This window comes from Rhodanobacter sp. MP7CTX1, from assembly GCF_014205795.1.
In the GTDB taxonomy this organism is placed as follows: Bacteria; Pseudomonadota; Gammaproteobacteria; order Xanthomonadales; family Rhodanobacteraceae; genus Rhodanobacter.
Map to the genome: position 1 here is coordinate 233,081 of NZ_JACHCN010000004.1, position 15,330 is coordinate 248,410.

General features: G+C 61.9%; 13 protein-coding genes and 2 tRNA genes. 5 read left to right on the top strand and 10 right to left on the bottom strand.

Annotated elements, in window-relative coordinates; genetic code table 11:
• The first annotated feature begins 18 nt into the window (after window positions 1-18).
• The 3 genes from HDE77_RS07615 to HDE77_RS07625 all read left to right on the top strand — a co-directional run bounded on the left by HDE77_RS07615 (window position 19) and on the right by HDE77_RS07625 (window position 4,903).
• Entirely contained in the window at window positions 19-2,232 is a 2,214-nt protein-coding gene (locus HDE77_RS07615; RefSeq protein WP_184416555.1) for a toll/interleukin-1 receptor domain-containing protein, read from the top strand.
• A 77-nt stretch (window positions 2,233-2,309) separates the two neighbouring features.
• Window positions 2,310-2,714, top strand: a complete 405-nt coding sequence (locus HDE77_RS07620) for a hypothetical protein (RefSeq protein WP_184416556.1) — start codon at window positions 2,310-2,312, stop codon at window positions 2,712-2,714.
• Between the two features lie 503 nt (window positions 2,715-3,217).
• Window positions 3,218-4,903: a hypothetical protein gene (locus tag HDE77_RS07625; protein ID WP_184416557.1), complete on the top strand. Its 1,686-nt coding sequence runs from the start codon at window positions 3,218-3,220 to the stop codon at window positions 4,901-4,903.
• Here HDE77_RS07625 and dapE read toward each other — a convergent pair whose 3' ends face one another.
• The 6 genes from dapE to uvrB form a co-directional block, all read right to left on the bottom strand.
• Window positions 4,904-6,073: a succinyl-diaminopimelate desuccinylase gene (dapE, locus tag HDE77_RS07630; RefSeq protein WP_184416558.1), complete on the bottom strand. Its 1,170-nt coding sequence runs from the start codon at window positions 6,071-6,073 to the stop codon at window positions 4,904-4,906.
• Entirely contained in the window at window positions 6,070-6,429 is a 360-nt protein-coding gene (locus tag HDE77_RS07635) for a Spx/MgsR family RNA polymerase-binding regulatory protein (protein ID WP_184416559.1), read from the bottom strand. The genes dapE and HDE77_RS07635 overlap by 4 nt, the downstream gene beginning before the upstream one ends.
• A gap of 98 nt (window positions 6,430-6,527) precedes the next feature.
• Window positions 6,528-7,352 carry a 2,3,4,5-tetrahydropyridine-2,6-dicarboxylate N-succinyltransferase gene (gene dapD, locus HDE77_RS07640; protein ID WP_184416560.1) on the bottom strand — a complete coding sequence of 275 codons (825 nt, stop codon included), beginning with the start codon at window positions 7,350-7,352 and terminating at the stop codon, window positions 6,528-6,530.
• Between the two features lie 219 nt (window positions 7,353-7,571).
• On the bottom strand, window positions 7,572-8,768 hold the full coding sequence (locus HDE77_RS07645) for a cation:proton antiporter (protein WP_184416561.1): 1,197 nt from the start codon (window positions 8,766-8,768) through the stop codon (window positions 7,572-7,574).
• Window positions 8,769-9,039: 271 nt separating this feature from the next.
• Window positions 9,040-9,114: transfer RNA gene (locus tag HDE77_RS07650), tRNA-Val, on the bottom strand.
• 131 nt (window positions 9,115-9,245) lie between these two features.
• Window positions 9,246-11,267, bottom strand: a complete 2,022-nt coding sequence (uvrB, locus tag HDE77_RS07655; RefSeq protein WP_184416681.1) for an excinuclease ABC subunit UvrB — start codon at window positions 11,265-11,267, stop codon at window positions 9,246-9,248.
• Between the two features lie 152 nt (window positions 11,268-11,419).
• Between uvrB and HDE77_RS07660 the strand changes: the two genes are divergently transcribed.
• Window positions 11,420-11,974: a GspH/FimT family pseudopilin gene (locus tag HDE77_RS07660; RefSeq protein ID WP_255482587.1), complete on the top strand. Its 555-nt coding sequence runs from the start codon at window positions 11,420-11,422 to the stop codon at window positions 11,972-11,974.
• A 22-nt stretch (window positions 11,975-11,996) separates the two neighbouring features.
• Here the strand turns inward: HDE77_RS07660 and HDE77_RS07665 are convergent, their stop codons facing one another.
• Window positions 11,997-12,314 (bottom strand): hypothetical protein, encoded by a 318-nt coding sequence (locus HDE77_RS07665; RefSeq protein WP_184416562.1) that lies wholly within the window; start codon window positions 12,312-12,314, stop codon window positions 11,997-11,999.
• Between the two features lie 220 nt (window positions 12,315-12,534).
• Between HDE77_RS07665 and HDE77_RS07670 the strand changes: the two genes are divergently transcribed.
• A complete protein-coding gene (locus HDE77_RS07670) occupies window positions 12,535-12,855 on the top strand; it encodes a hypothetical protein (protein ID WP_184416563.1) in 321 nt (106 codons plus the stop codon).
• Window positions 12,856-12,954: 99 nt separating this feature from the next.
• Here the strand turns inward: HDE77_RS07670 and HDE77_RS07675 are convergent, their stop codons facing one another.
• The 3 genes from HDE77_RS07675 to ppnN form a co-directional block, all read right to left on the bottom strand.
• A complete protein-coding gene (locus HDE77_RS07675; protein WP_184416564.1) occupies window positions 12,955-13,587 on the bottom strand; it encodes a DUF4337 domain-containing protein in 633 nt (210 codons plus the stop codon).
• Between the two features lie 65 nt (window positions 13,588-13,652).
• Window positions 13,653-13,729, bottom strand: a tRNA-Asn gene (locus tag HDE77_RS07680).
• Between the two features lie 71 nt (window positions 13,730-13,800).
• On the bottom strand, window positions 13,801-15,201 hold the full coding sequence (ppnN, locus tag HDE77_RS07685) for a nucleotide 5'-monophosphate nucleosidase PpnN (RefSeq protein ID WP_184416565.1): 1,401 nt from the start codon (window positions 15,199-15,201) through the stop codon (window positions 13,801-13,803).
• Window positions 15,202-15,330: the final 129 nt, after the last annotated feature.

Below are 15,330 nucleotides of genomic sequence, written 5' to 3' on the forward strand. Positions count from 1 at the left end.
GCGGGAGTGCGGTGTGTCATGACGCAGGCCTCCGTGATACCGGATTTCCGGTACCGCGCCTTCATCAGTTACAGCCACCAGGACAAATCCTGGGCGGGCTGGCTGCACAAGGCGCTGGAAACCTATGCGATCCCGAAGCGGCTGGTCGGCCAGACCACTGCGGCCGGGGTGATCCCCAAACGCCTCGCACCGATCTTCCGCGACCGCGACGAATTGGCCAGCGCGACCGATCTAGGCCGCAAGGTCAACGAGGCGCTGGCGCAGTCCGCGAATCTGATCGTGATCTGCTCGCCGCGCTCGGCCGCCTCGCATTGGGTCAACGAGGAAGTGCTGGCGTTCAAGCAGCTCGGCCGCAGCGAAAACATCTTTTGCCTGATCGCCGACGGTGAACCCAACGCGACCGCCCTGCCCGGCCGCGAGACCGAGGAATGCTTTGCCCAGGCCTTGCGTTTCACCGTCGATGCCGGTGGCAGGTTGACCGACCGTCCGACCGAACCGATTGCCGCCGATGCGCGGCCTGGCAAGGACGGCAAGACCAACGCCAAATTGAAGCTGATCGCCGGCATGCTGGATATCGGCTTCGATGCACTGAAGCATCGCGAGCTGCAGCGGCGCAACCGACGCATGGCAGCGCTGGCCACGCTGGCGCTGATCGTGATGGCGGTTACGACCACCTTGGCCATCATGGCTGTTATCGCGCGGCACGCCGCCGTGGTCGCCAGCCACGCCGCCGAGCGTCGCCAGAAGCAGGCAGAGGCCCTGGTCGACTTCATGCTCGGTGACCTCAACGACAAGCTGGCGCAGGTGGCGCGCCAGGACATCATGGAAGCCGTCGACGATCACGCGATGGATTATTTCCAATCGCTACCGACGACCGATGTCACCGACGAGGCACTGGCGCAGCGCGCCAAGACGCTGGAAAAAATCGGCGTAGTGCGGCTGAACCAGGGCCACTTGTCGGCAGCCATGACATCGTTTCAGGCAGCCTCGAAGCTCGCTGCCACACTGGCCGAGGCGAAACCCGCAGACACCAAGCGACAGCTCGTTTATGGGCGAATCCTGGCGTACATCGGCATGACCCATTGGGATCAGGGACAACTCGACCTGGCGCAACAGAGTTTCGAATCGGCGCAGACAGTCCTGCAGCGTGCTGTGCCGACGGGTGCAAATGATCTGTCATTGCAGTTCCAGCTGGCGACGGTCGACAACAATATCGGTCACGTGCTCGAGGCAAGGGGCCGACTCGACGAGGCACTCGCCCCCTACCGGAGCACGCTTGCGCTATCTCAGCAGCTGGTTGCGGCCAAGCCCGACAACACCGACTGGGCAGACCAACTGGGCGATGCGCACAACAATCTCGGCAAATTGGCCCTGATGCGCGGCGATCTTGCAACGGCCGTCGCCGAGTACACCGCCGATGACGCGATCGAGGCTACCCTGGCCGCACGCGACCCCCGGGACAATGACAAGCGCAACAACATGGTCAAAGTGCACGCCATTTTGGGGCGCACACAGGCCCTGACTGGCGACATCGAAACGGGCATGCGCGATCTGCAGCAAGCGGTCGACATGTCGACGCAATTGACCAAGGTCGATCCGAGCAACACTGATTTTCAGGAAGATCTTGCGCTGTATTCCTCGCAGTTAGCCCGGTTGCGCCGACTAAGCGGCGATCTGCCTGCGGCGCAGGCGCTGACCGCACAATCGCTGGCCATCTTTCGTGTCCTGACGAAACAGGATCCGGCAAACGTGGGATGGCAGCGCGAGTTCGCCGAGGCACATATTGCGCAAGCCGCGCTATCGCGCGCTGCGGGTGAGGCGGACGTGGCGCACACGCAGGCGCAGGCCGCGCTGGCCATCCTCGACCCGCTGCGCGCCAAGCAACCCGATGATCGCGCGACCTTGCTGGCGGCCATGGGCGCAAAGCTGTTGCTGGCAACGGTAAGCAGTGACGCACAGGCCGCACAGACTTTGAGCAACGACGCATTGAACACAATGCAAGCCATAAGAAGCGGCAGCAGCGATCCGCGCCTGGTGGCGCTGCGCGTCGAGGCGCTATTGGCACTAGGTAGAAAAGCAGAAGCGCAGTCCGCAATCCAGCCATTGTGGAGCAGCGGCTACCGCGATGCGGCGTTCGTCGCGATCTTGCAGCGCGCGCAGATCGCCTACCCGGTCAATGCAGCCTTCCAGCAAAAGTTGCTGGCAGTCACTGGCCGGGGCGATCACCCGTAAGACCATGCAACCGAGCAGAGGCAACGGCGGTACGAACCAACGAGCTCGTCCCAACCCTTACACCACAGGAGCGCACCATGCCAAATATCGACACCCTGCTGAGCGTCACCCTGAACCGAAGCGGTGCCCAGCCATATCTCCACGTCGATGAAGTTAACCACCCGAACTATTTGAACTCCGGCCCCAATCCGCAGGGCATCGTGTGGACGCTGATGGGTGAAGCCTCCTCGGGCACGTTCCTTCCGCTTTTCGGACCCGAGCTTGGCTTCGCCTGGACCGGAGAGCAGCCACACCAAGGCATCTTCGGCGCGCCCTTCTTGCCCGCGAACAATCAATTGAAGGTACTTGATCACCACACCGGCCCCGGCACCGCGGGAATCTGGACCTACATCCTGCGCGCCAGGATCAATGGAACCGTCTACACAACCACCGTGGTGACGGCCGCAGCCCAAAACACGAATCCCCGGATCAAAAACAATTAATTTCGTTCACGCGAAATCGACCGGCAAAGCCCAGGAGGTGAGTCATGAGTGGATAGCTAAACTTGCGAGCCGTGGTAATGCCTTAAGCAGCCAAACTCCATGCCATTGATGAAGGAGCCAGCGCGACGCGCCTCTCGTCATGTCGCGTCAACGCAAGGGCGCAGGCACAGCCACCCCAGATTTACTTCAATCATTTCTGGAGACCATCATGTCGAAGAACAGCAATCAAACCCGAAATTCCCTGCCAGACGAAGACGAGCACGAAGACCCCGTGCGCGAACCCGAGCAAGAGCCCCAGGAAGGGGGCGGTGACGTTCCAAATACAAGCACCGAACCGAGGATAAAAAATAACTAGCGCGGGCTCGCATAAATACCAGCCCGGATATCAAGCAGAATTCGCCCGGTTCCGTTAGGGCGGCACCGGCAACGGCTCCCCCTGGAGCAGGGGTTTGCACGGCCGCGTATATTCCCTCGTGCACATCTTCCATCACCAGGAAGCCACCATGACTCCCTTGGTTGTCGGCGTAACCAGTCACCGCAATATGCCCGCGCACGAGATGGAGCCGATCCGCCAGCGCGTGCGGGAGTTTTTTGCGCAGCTCAAGCGTAATTTCCCCGAGTTGCCACTGGTGGTGCTGTCAGCTTTGGCCGAGGGCGGCGATCAACTGGTCGCGCAAGAAGGGCTCGCCGCCGGCGCACGGCTGGTCGCACCACTGCCCCTGCCGCGGGAGCTCTATGTCGACGACTTTCCGGACCCGGTCATCCGTGCAAATTTCGATGCGCTGTGCAGCCAGGCCGAGATTGTGCGGTTACCGCAGCTGATGGCACAGTCGCGGCTGGCGATCGGATCGCCGGGGATGGCACGTGACCGTCAGTACGCCAAGGCCGGCGTGTATATCGCCAGTCACTGCCATATCCTGCTGGCGATCTGGGACGGCAAGGAGACGGGTCGACTCGGTGGCACTGCACAAATCGTGAAGTATCACCTGAGCGGCGCATTGCCTGGCCTGATCGATCGACGTCGCGATACGCGCCATATACTCGGCGGTGGCGACGAGAGTCTGCTCTATCACATCGTCTGCTCGCGCGATGGCGCCGACGATACCGTAGCCGCTGGTCTGCTACCGCTGCAGACGTTGTGGCGCACCGTCGATACAGCGGATACCCGGATGCCGGAGGAGTTCCAGTTGATGTTCGCGCGCATGGCAGAGTTCAACGCGGAGTGCGACCGATACGCTGAAGATATCGAGGCCGCGGCGAATACACGCCAGGACTCGCAATCGAATACCACCGTGGCTATCGATAGCCTGTTCCATGCCGCCGACTGGCTGGCGATGCATTTCCAGAGGCGCGTGCTGATGGCGATGCGACTGACCTATACCATCGCGGCATTGATGGGTATTGCCTTCACGTTCTATGCGCACCTGACAGAGCAGGACTATCTGATCTATTTGTTTCTGTTTTTGTTCGCGAGTGGCGGCTTGGTGGCTGTGCTCGCCCGTCGTCGCGGCTGGCACCGGAAGTATCTGGACTACCGCGCCCTGGCGGAGGGCCTGCGGATACAGTCGTACTGGCGGCGCGCGGGCATCTCGGCAAGCAGCGATCATGAGTTTGCGCATGAAAACTTCCTGCAGAAGCAGAACATCGAACTGGGCTGGATTCGCAATGTGATGCGCGCCGCCGGTCTGTGCCCGGCGAGTGCCACGATGGAGCCCACACCCGCAGCGCTGGCCAGCGTCATTGCGGAATGGGTCGGCGAATCCGGGAAATCCGGACAGCTGCACTATTACGAACGAAAGACCGTCGAGCGCACCGGTGTACATCACATTACCGAAGCGATCGGGTCGATCAGCCTGTGGGGCGGCATCGCCATCAGCGTATTCCTCGCCGCCTTTGTCATCGTGCTTCCGCAGGACGCCAAGACCGTCCTGGTGATGATCATGGCGGTGCTGTCGATCATTGCCGCGGTACGGGAGGCTTACGCTTACCGCAAAGCCGACAAGGAACTGATCCGGCAGTACCGCTTCATGCAGCGCATCTTCACCAGCGCGCGCGCTGCGCTGGACAGCACGGACGACCCCGTGGAGCAGCGCGAAATCCTGCTTTCACTCGGCGATGCGGCACTCACCGAGCACGCGGAGTGGACGCTGATGCAACGCGAGCGTCAGGTGGAGCACAGCAAGCTCTGATCAGCCCAGCAACCGCTCACAGATAGCCTGATACAACGCCGGCAACCGCTCCAGGTCCGCCACTGCCACGCACTCATCTACTTTGTGGATCGTCGCGTTGATCGGTCCGAGCTCAACCACCTCGGCACCCATCGGCGCGATGAAGCGGCCATCGGAGGTGCCGCCGCCAGTGCTCTGTTCGGGATCGACATTGCAGAGGTCGCGGCACACCGCCACTACCGTCTCGCGCAGCACGCCGCCCGGAGGAGTGAGGAACGGTTCACCAGAGAGATTCCACTCCAGCGCGAAATCCAGGCCGTGCCGGTGAAGGATCGCCTCGGTGCGTGCGCGCAGATCCTCCGCGCGGCTGGCCGTGCAGTAGCGGAAGTTGATCAGCGCGTTCAGTTCACCGGGAATCACGTTGTTCGCGCCGGTGCCCGCGTTGAGGTTGGAGACCTGGAACGAGGTCGGCGGAAAGTCGCTGTTGCCTTCGTCCCAACGTTCGGCGGCGAGTTCCACCAGCGCAGGCGCAAACGCATGGATCGGATTCAGCGCCTTCTCCGGATACGCCACATGGCCTTGCACGCCGCGTACGCTGAGCGTGCCGGACAGGGAGCCGCGCCGACCGACGCGGATCAGGTCGCCAAGCTTCTCCTTCGACGAGGGTTCGCCCACCACGCACCAGTCGATGCGCTCGCCGATAGCGCGAAAGTGTTCCACCACCTTGCGCACACCATCGAGATTCGTCGGCCCTTCCTCGTCACTGGTCAGCAGCAGGCCGACTCGGCCGCGATGTTTCGGATGCGCCGCGACGAACTGCTCCAGCGCCACCACCATCGCCGCTACCGACCCCTTCATGTCGGCCGCGCCGCGGCCGTATAGATGGCCATCCCGAATCGTCGGTTCGAATGGCGGGCTTTGCCATGCCGCTTCCGGGCCACTCGGCACCACGTCGGTATGACCCAGGAAGGCCAGCGTAGGTCCCTGCTCGCCGTGGGTTGCCCACAGGTTGTCTACCTCGCCGTAGCGCAGGTGCTCCACACGGAACCCTGCCCGCGCGAGGCGTTCGCCGATATGCGCCAGGCAACCTGCGTCTTCCGGGGTTACCGAGCGCCGACGGATCAGGTCGATGGCAAGCTCAAGGACGTCGCCGCGATGTATCGCCAGTTCAAGATCTTCGCCCTGGTTCATGGCAGAAACAACTTCTTGAAACCATTGTCGGTAAAACCCACGCTCACCGTGCCGTCAGTTTTCGCGACTACCGGGCGACGGATCAGCGCAGGGTATTCCTTCAGCAGCAACGTCCACTCCGGATCACTGCCCGGGTTCTTGCGCTGCGGGAGTAAGTTGCGCCACGTCGTACCGGCCTTGTTGACCAGCTTCTCCCAACCACCGAGCTGCTGCGCCCACAACTTCAACGTGGCCGCCGGAACCGGATTCGCACGGTAATCGACGAATACGTGTTCCACCTCGAAACGGGCGAGCCAGTTGCGCGCCTTCTTGCAGGTATCGCAATTGGGCAGGCCGTAGATCGTTGGTTGAGTCATACGAACTTCCTGTAGGAGCCCACCCCCGGATCGAGTCCGGGGCAGGCTCTGTGGGCGATCAGTTTCGTTGCAAATCCCATCGCGCACAGGGTGCGCTCCTACAGAGCCCGCAGCAATTCGTTGATGCCGGTCTTGCTGCGCGTCTTTGCGTCCACCTGTTTGACGATGATCGCCGCATACAAACTGTGCGTGCCGTCCTTCGCCGGCAGGTTGCCGGCTACCACCACACTGCCCGCGGGCACGCGGCCGTAGCTGACCTCGCCGGTGGCGCGGTTGTAGATCCGGGTGGACTGACCGAGGAACACGCCCATGCCGATCACGCTGCCCTGCTCCACGATCACACCCTCGACCACTTCGGAGCGCGCGCCAATAAAACAGTTGTCTTCGATGACCGTCGGGTTGGCCTGCAACGGCTCCAGCACACCGCCGATGCCGACGCCGCCGGACAGGTGCACGCCCGCGCCGATTTGCGCGCAGGAGCCGACCGTGGCCCAGGTGTCGACCATCGTGCCCGCACCGACGTAGGCACCGATATTCACGTAGCTCGGCATCAATACCGCGTCTTTCGCAATGTGCGCACCACGGCGCACCAACGCGCCAGGCACCACGCGTGCGCCGAGCTGCTGCAGCTCGTGGTCATTGCCGTGGCCGAAGCGCAGCGGCACCTTGTCGAACGCCAGCGCTGAACCGCCATCGACCACGCAGTTGTCGTTGATGCGGAAGTACAGCAGCACCGCCTTCTTCAACCACTGATTGACCGTCCAGCCACCTTGGCCATCCGGCTCGGCGACGCGGCGCTCACCCGATTCGAGCAGGTCGAGTACCTGGCTGATGGCCGGGCGAAGGTGGGTTTCGATCTCGGTCGAGCCGAGTTCGTTGCGACGCTCGAACGCGTCGTTGATCAGGGTTTCAATGGATTGCATGAGCTCGATTCACTGGCAGGTGGGACAGGTAACCAACCCGGCAACAGCGCTGCCTGCCGCCGTGCCGTACTGACAGACTGCGAAGAATACATGTGATTGTCAGCGTGCAGAATGCACGCCCATAGGTTCGACGAAGATCGCCCACGCTATACGTGCGGTCGTTGACCAACGCCATCGCCGCGACGTTGTTCCGCTCGCTGGGAGGTTGCCAAACGCTGCCTAGGAGTATGGCGGTGGTCGCTTTGCCCAGGCCAGGCGCGGGCTGACGATGGGTACCGTCAGCATGGTGCTGGCAACCGCCATCAACAATAGGGCAGTGAATGTCGCGCCCGAGATCAGGTTTCGGTCAAGCAGGATATTGACGAAGATGATCATGATCAGCGCCTTGGTCTGCAGCAGCCAGCCGATGGTCCACCCATCACCCTTCGCCCAGCCCAGTATCCGGCCCGCGATATGTACACCGGCCAGCTTGCCGCCAACCGAGGCCAACAACAGCACCAGGGCGGCAATAAACACTGAGGCGCCCCCGACATTCCAGTTGGTCCGAAGGCCGGTCGACAGGAAAAACACGGGCATGATCACCAGCAGAACATGTCGGCGGAGCAAGTCCATCCGATCCTGGTTGAACCATTGCCGATCGAGCACGGCGCCAGCAAGAAAGGCGCCGACCATGTAGTGCAGACCCGATCGATCAGCCGCATAGCCGCAGCCAGCCAGCCAGATCAGCCCGACATACCAACGGTCCGATTCAGGCATCCATTGCATCAATCGGCGGATGCCCCACGCCACGGGCGCGAACAGCAACAGGAACGCTGCTTGCGTTCCAACCCGCTGCCAGTCGAGCAGGATGAGCGCGAGTACGGCCCATATCGCCAGATCATCCAGGCTGGCATACCGAAGGACGCGCTGACCCAATGGCTCGCGCAGGATACCGAGCTTTTCCATCAGCAAAATGAGGATCGGTAGCGCCGTCACGGCACATGACATACCCACGCCGAGCACGAACTGCCACGGCGTCGCCGCTGCGCCCATCCAGCCATCTCGCCAGGCCAGCAGGCCCATTGCCGCGGCACAGCCGAACAACAGCGGAACGCATAGCGCAAGGCCAGCCGTCGTACCGCACTCGCGTCGTTCGACCCAAACCGCCTTCAAGTCCAGTTCGATGCCAGCTATCCACACAAACACCATGACTCCCCACCAAGCCACGCCATTGAGTGCCTGAATGACCGGGGGGTTGAACACCGTGTGGTAATAGCTGGGAAAAATGGCGCCGAGGATACCCGGACCCAGCAGGATGCCGGTGATGATCTGCACGACGACCAGGGGCGCGTAATAGTCGGTGCGCGCCAATCGCCAGATCAGGAACGGAACACTGAAGATGATCGTCATGGCGATCAGGAAAGCGTCCGCAGTCATCAATTCCCCCAAAGGCCCCTTTGCGCCACAGCATCTCAGAATGAGCGGGAAGTGTCATTGGCTGCGCGAGCCGTCACTTCGCGCCTCCCCACGCATGCCCCGAAAAAGGGACTCCCTTCGGTCGCAGGGGAGACTGGGAGTGGGTGATTTTGTTCTTCGCTTCGGACAAAGAGCGTCTACACCCCACCCCTCCCCTGCCAGCAGGGGAGGAAGCAAGGGGCGCAAAAGCAAAAAGGCCACCCTTGAGGGTAGCCTTTTTGCTTGTTCGAATTGGTGGGCGGTACAAGGATCGAACTTGTGACCCCTTCCATGTCAAGGAAGTGCTCTACCGCTGAGCTAACTGCCCGTTTCGCTTCGGTTGCCCTCGCGAGCAGCGAATTATACGGGAGCGGCGGACGCACGACAACATCCAGCCACCACTGGGGGTTGATGGCCGGCCCAGCACCGCTGGCACGCCATCACAACCCGTTCAGGATCTCAGAGCATGAGCGCCTTTTCGCGCAATTGGTGGATTTGATCGCGGAGCCGGGCGGCATCCTCGAACTCCAGGTTCTGCGCGTGCTTGTACATCTGCGCCTCCATCTTCTTCAGCATACCCGCCGCCTGCTGGGGGTTGAGCGCGGCATACTCGGCGCCCTGCTCGGCCACGGCGCGGCTGCGTGATGGTTTGTTGCCACGACGATTGCCGGCCTCGCTGCGCGCCCCTTCCATGATGTCGGCGATCCGTCGCACGATCGTGGTCGGCGTGATGCCCTGCGACAGATTCCAGGCAACCTGCTTCTCACGACGGCGTTCGGTTTCATCCATCGCCGCACGCATCGAGCGAGTGATCGTGTCGCCGTACAGGATCGCCTTGCCGCGCACGTTGCGCGCGGCGCGCCCGATGGTCTGGATCAGTGAGCCGGTGGAGCGCAGGAAGCCCTCCTTGTCAGCATCGAGGATCGCCACCAGCGACACCTCGGGCATGTCCAGCCCTTCGCGCAAAAGGTTGATGCCGACCAGCACGTCGAACTCACCCAGACGCAGATCGCGGATGATTTCGCTGCGCTCGACCGTCTCGATGTCCGAATGCAGGTAACGCACTTTGACGTCCTGTTCGGACAAATATTCGGTGAGATTTTCAGCCATCCGTTTGGTCAGCGTGGTGACCAGCACACGATCACCCATCGCCACGCGCTTGCGCACTTCACCGAGCAGGTCATCGACCTGGGTGCGCACCGGGCGCACCTCCACTTCCGGATCGACCAGGCCGGTGGGGCGCACCAGCAGCTCGACCACGGCCTCACCGGACCTCTCCAGTTCGTACGCGCGTGGCGTGGCGGAAATATAGATCGCGCGGGGTACGCGCTCCTCCCACTCCTCGAACCTCAGCGGCCGGTTGTCCATCGCCGATGGCAGACGAAAACCGAATTCGACCAGGGTCTCTTTGCGCGAGCGGTCGCCCTTGTACATCGCGCCGAGCTGCGGTACGGTGACGTGCGATTCGTCCACCACCAGCAACCCGTCTGCTGGCAGATAGTCGAACAACGTCGGCGGAGGCTCGCCGGGCGCACGCCGCGTGAGATGGCGCGAGTAGTTCTCGATGCCCTGGCAATAGCCGACCTCGGCCATCATCTCGATGTCGAAGCGCGTGCGCTGGTCCAGTCGCTGCGCCTCGACCAGCTTGTTGTCCTGGTACAGCTGCTCCAGCCGGTCTTTCAACTCGGGCTTGATCGTCTCGATGGCATTCAGCACGCTCTCGCGCGTGCTGGCGTAGTGCGTCCGGGGATAGACCGTATAGCGCTGCACCTTACGTACTGTTTCGCCGGTCAGCGGATCGAACAGCGAGAGGTTTTCCACTTCACCATCAAACAGCTCGATGCGCAGCGCCTCGATCTCCGATTCGGCGGGAAACACGTCGATGATTTCGCCACGGACACGGTAAGTGCCGCGACGCAATTCCATCTCGTTGCGGGTGTACTGCAACTCGGTCAGCTGATGGATCAGCTTGCGCTGGTCGATCCGCTCGCCCTTGGCCAGGATCAGCCGCAGCGACAGATAGTCTTCAGGATTGCCCAGGCCGTAGATCGCCGACACCGTAGCGACGATGATCGAGTCCCGCCGCGACAACAATGCCTTGGTCGCTGACAACCGCATCTGCTCGATGTGTTCGTTGATCGAGGCGTCCTTTTCGATAAACGTATCCGACGCCACCACGTAGGCTTCCGGCTGGTAGTAGTCGTAGTAACTGACGAAGTACTCCACCGCGTTGTGCGGAAAAAACTCCTTGAACTCGCCATACAGCTGCGCCGCCAGGGTCTTGTTCGGCGCCATCACGATGGTCGGCCGCTGCACCTGCTGGATCACGTTCGCGATCGTGTAGGTCTTGCCTGATCCGGTGACGCCCAGCAGGGTCTGCGCAGCCAGGCCAGCCTCGAAGCCTTCGGACAGACGCTGAATCGCCAACGGCTGATCGCCGGCGGGCTGGTAGGGGGATACGAGTTGAAAGCGGTCAGTCATCGATGACATATGTGGGTCCGATGTCCCATTTTAAATCTGCCCTGCTGACAGCTGGTGTCAGCAGATGCCCACAACAACGCCATCATTCAGCGGCATGCGGCGCTGCGCCAAGGACCTAGCATGGACGGCCCGGGCAACGCAGGAGCGACGCCATGACCCTGCGGCAGCTTGTCGGGTTTCATTGCAGGCAACAAGGCACGACGCTGATCGAGCAGATCATGGTGCTGGCCATCGTCGGAATACTGACCGGTATGGCCGTACCTTCGTTGCGAAAGCTGCTGACCCAAAACCAGCAGCAGATCGCGCAGTCGGATGTCATCGCCACCCTGCAATATGCCCGCGAGACCGCCCTCACTACCGGCAAACGTACGCTGCTCTGCCCTACCCGCGATGGCGCCCACTGCAGCAACGAACTTCACTGGGAGAACGGCTGGCTGCTGTTCCAGAATGGCGACAATCAACCCGAGCACGGGCCGCTGCGCGTGGGTCGTGGCTACAGCGGCAACCTCACCGTCCAGGGCACCGCTGGCCGGCACCTCGTGCGCTTTCTCCCCGACGGCAGCGCACGCGGCAGCAATATCACGCTGCTGTTTTGCCAACGGGGCAGCACCGATCACGTGCTGAGCGTCATTGTCTCGAGCAGCGGCCGCATCCGTAGTGGCCGGGCAAACGCTGAGCAGACCGAGAGTTGCGTGCACCAGGACTAGCCGGCCGTTGTTAGCGGCAGCATCAGTCGTAAGTCTGCGTCAGCAACGTCGGAGCCACCGCATCAGGGCGACCTGCCTTGACGTAGGCGTCGAAGTACTCCAGCACATGATCCGACTCCTGTCCCGACAAACTCCGAGTGGTCAGTCCAAAGATCGGGTTGGTCGTTGCATGGCTGGACACGGCGCAGGTCAATCGCTGCGGCGCCCCAGTCGTGCGTTGTGAGGCGCCTACGCCGCAGGTGGGTTCAACGATCGCGCCCGAGAACACGATCCGCTGATCTGCCGCTGCGGCGACTGAGGGAATCAATAAAGTAACCAGGAAGAGCAAGGAGATGGTCATGCGACTTACCTCGTAGAGCCCAATGCACCAGGCCGTTACGTATCAGGCTCCTCTCTTACGCATACCCGGAATGCCTATCGGGTTCCATTCCCACCGTGAACGTTTGATGATTTACATTTATGAATCAATAACTTGTGACGGTGCCGTGAGGAGCACTCACCGTTTCGTCGCGTCAGCTTCGAGATACTCCAACGCTGCGCATCCCGCAGGGAGAAACGTCATGTCCACAAGTAAAGAAGTCGTTGAAGCAATCGCCTCCGGCGACGCTTCGGTGAAATTCGAAGGATGGCGAGCCGTTCGCGAGTTGCTCTTCGACATGGACGAAGAGCGCAGCAGGTTGCGCGAACTATGCGCCTGCGCCTATCGCGCGATGGATGCTCAATCCGCACCCACGCCATGGCTTTATGCTTTGAGCAGCGCCTCTGCGGGCAATGGTTTCAATACAAATGGACTACTCGCCGACATCCAGCCACGGGTGGCCAGGGCGAAGGCGTTAATCGAGCATCGGCGCGGCGACGAGCTGAGGCGGCTATCTCTTTAAGGCGCACATGCCGGGTGCCAACATTGCGTTGATCGCAACGTGCGCAAGCAGGAACAGAGACCTGGCAAGCCGAAGGGTCATCGCCAAACGGGCGCGGACTCAGTGCACGCCAACGAACGCATAGGCGAACAACAGCCCGCCTATCACCCCTAACGCAAGTGAAGCCCACCAAGCCAGGCGTTTGCGCGTGAGTGCGGCCACCGCGCCGAGCGCGATGCCGACCTGCAGAAATGCCACCGACTCCGCCAAACGATCGTGCTGGTGCAGCATGTGATCGGCTTCGGCCGACTTTTCGTCACGTTCGCGCTCGAACTCGACTGCCTTGAGCTTGAGTTCGCGCTGCTCCGCGAGATAGTGCGCTTCTTCATCGGCGAGGTTGGCCGGGGGCGCCTTGTCCTGCGCCAACCAGGGCTCCCGCGCGCTGCGCGCCATCGCGGCCTTCAGACCCTTGGCCTGGTAATACGTCCAGCTGTCCGAGGCTTTGGCTTGCTGGATCGTGGCCTCGTTCTTGAGGACCAGCGCTTCGTTTACCGTGCTGCCGGCCTGCAGCGCGACAATCGCCGCAAGCGCCGCGAACAGAGCCGTGCTCAGTGCAATGGAACGAAGCAGATCCCCGCCTTCGTGCTCAATCTCGTCGGCAATCGACTCACGAAGTTTGTCCGTATCAACCTCAATTTCTTCTGGCATGCGCGCGAATACCTCGGAATCGGTTGGCTGAGCTACCACGGACATGAAAAACCCCGCCGCAGCGGGGTTTTCTTGGCTTCGCGGGACGATGGTGTCCTGAAACCTGTATATGGCGCCCGAAGCTGGACTCGAACCAGCGACCCCCTGATTAACAGTCAAGTGCTCTAACCAGCTGAGCTATTCGGGCGTGAGCTGCGTAGTTTGTCGTCGGTGCGGCGAGCTGTCAAGCCATTGACAGCAGATCGCCGCATAATTTCTTCAGGTCGTGCGCACCCGGTAGCACGGCACGTACGCGGCACCGCCGGGAAGCTTCATCCGGTGCTGCTCGACGAACGCCTGCAACAGCTTGTCCAGCGCGCGCATGATGTCCGGATCGCCGTCGATATCGAACGGACCGCACTTCTCGATCGCCTGCACACCCTCTTCCTTCACATTGCCGGCGACGATGCCGGAGAACGCGCGGCGTAGATCCGCCGCCAATTCATGCCGCGGACGATCGTGCCGAATCTGCAGCGCGCGCATCGCCTCGTGCGTAGGCTGGAACGGTGTCTGGAACGAAACGGGAATCTGCAGCGCCCAGTTGAAAAAGAACGCATCCTTGGTGTCCAGCCGGTTATGCCGCACCTTGTCGATGCCCTTGATCATCGTCCGCGCCACCGTGGCGGGATCGTCCACGATGATCTGGTAGCGCTGTGCCACATCGTCGCCCAGCGCGAGCCGCAGGAAGCGGTCGATCTGCTCGAAGTAGGCCGCCGATTCCCTGGGTCCGGTGAAGATCAACGGAAACGGAGTGCCGGCGTTGTCGGGGTGCAGGAGAATCCCGAGCAAGTAGAGAATCTCTTCAGCGGTGCCGACGCCGCCGGGAAACACGATGATGCCGTGGCCCATGCGCACGAACGCCTCGAGCCGCTTCTCGATGTCCGGCATGATCACCAGCTGGTTCACGATCGGATTCGGCGATTCGGCGGCGATGATGCCCGGCTCGGTAATGCCGATGTAGCGATTGTTGCGTCGGCGCTGCTTGGCGTGTGCGATGGTTGCGCCCTTCATCGGGCCCTTCATCGCGCCCGGGCCGCAACCCGTGCAGATATCCAGCCCGCGCAGACCGAGCTGATAGCCGACCATCTTGGTGTAGTCGTATTCCTCGCGCGCGATCGAGTGGCCGCCCCAGCACACCACCAGGTTGGGATCGATGTGCGGCTTCAGGATGCGCGCATTGCGCAGGATCTCGAACACGCCTTGGGTCAGGCCCGCCGACCCCTCCAGATCGAAGCCAATCTGCTCGAGCTGCGTCGCCACATAAACGATATCGCGCACCACCGCGACCAGCAGCTCGTTGATGCCGCGGATGATCTGGCCGTCCACAAACGCCTGTGCCGGCGCATGGCTGAGCTCGATCTTGATGCCGCGATCCTGCTGCAATACCTGGATATCGAAATCCGGATATTGCTCGAGGATGGCGCGCGGATCGTCGGTGACGCTGCCTGAGGTCAGCACCGCCAGCGCGCAGCGACACAGCAGCGCATGCAGACCTGAGTCACTGGCGCCACGCAATCGCGCCACTTCATTGCGGGAAAGCACATCCAGCCCGCCGACAGGCGAGATGCGCGCGCTGACAGTGGCGGATTTGCCTTTTGAAACCGGGCTTGCGTAGTTCATTCGTATCGTTCTCCAGACCGTCTTGTCGCGGCTTGTGCAACGCCGTCCATCCACAGTTGACCGGCTAGCTTCATACGCCTGCCGCGTAGCGTCAAGCGCACATGAAAAGGCCGGCGCCCGAAGGCGCCG

Coding starts and splice junctions, on each gene's coding strand:
- HDE77_RS07615 (WP_184416555.1), top strand. CDS start 19: ATGACGCAGGCCTCCGTGATACCGGATTTCCGGTACCGCGCCTTCATC.
- HDE77_RS07620 (WP_184416556.1), top strand. CDS start 2,310: ATGCCAAATATCGACACCCTGCTGAGCGTCACCCTGAACCGAAGCGGT.
- HDE77_RS07625 (WP_184416557.1), top strand. CDS start 3,218: ATGACTCCCTTGGTTGTCGGCGTAACCAGTCACCGCAATATGCCCGCG.
- dapE (WP_184416558.1), bottom strand. CDS start 6,073: ATGAACCAGGGCGAAGATCTTGAACTGGCGATACATCGCGGCGACGTC.
- HDE77_RS07635 (WP_184416559.1), bottom strand. CDS start 6,429: ATGACTCAACCAACGATCTACGGCCTGCCCAATTGCGATACCTGCAAG.
- dapD (WP_184416560.1), bottom strand. CDS start 7,352: ATGCAATCCATTGAAACCCTGATCAACGACGCGTTCGAGCGTCGCAAC.
- HDE77_RS07645 (WP_184416561.1), bottom strand. CDS start 8,768: ATGACTGCGGACGCTTTCCTGATCGCCATGACGATCATCTTCAGTGTT.
- uvrB (WP_184416681.1), bottom strand. CDS start 11,267: ATGACTGACCGCTTTCAACTCGTATCCCCCTACCAGCCCGCCGGCGAT.
- HDE77_RS07660 (WP_255482587.1), top strand. CDS start 11,420: ATGACCCTGCGGCAGCTTGTCGGGTTTCATTGCAGGCAACAAGGCACG.
- HDE77_RS07665 (WP_184416562.1), bottom strand. CDS start 12,314: ATGACCATCTCCTTGCTCTTCCTGGTTACTTTATTGATTCCCTCAGTC.
- HDE77_RS07670 (WP_184416563.1), top strand. CDS start 12,535: ATGTCCACAAGTAAAGAAGTCGTTGAAGCAATCGCCTCCGGCGACGCT.
- HDE77_RS07675 (WP_184416564.1), bottom strand. CDS start 13,587: ATGTCCGTGGTAGCTCAGCCAACCGATTCCGAGGTATTCGCGCGCATG.
- ppnN (WP_184416565.1), bottom strand. CDS start 15,201: ATGAACTACGCAAGCCCGGTTTCAAAAGGCAAATCCGCCACTGTCAGC.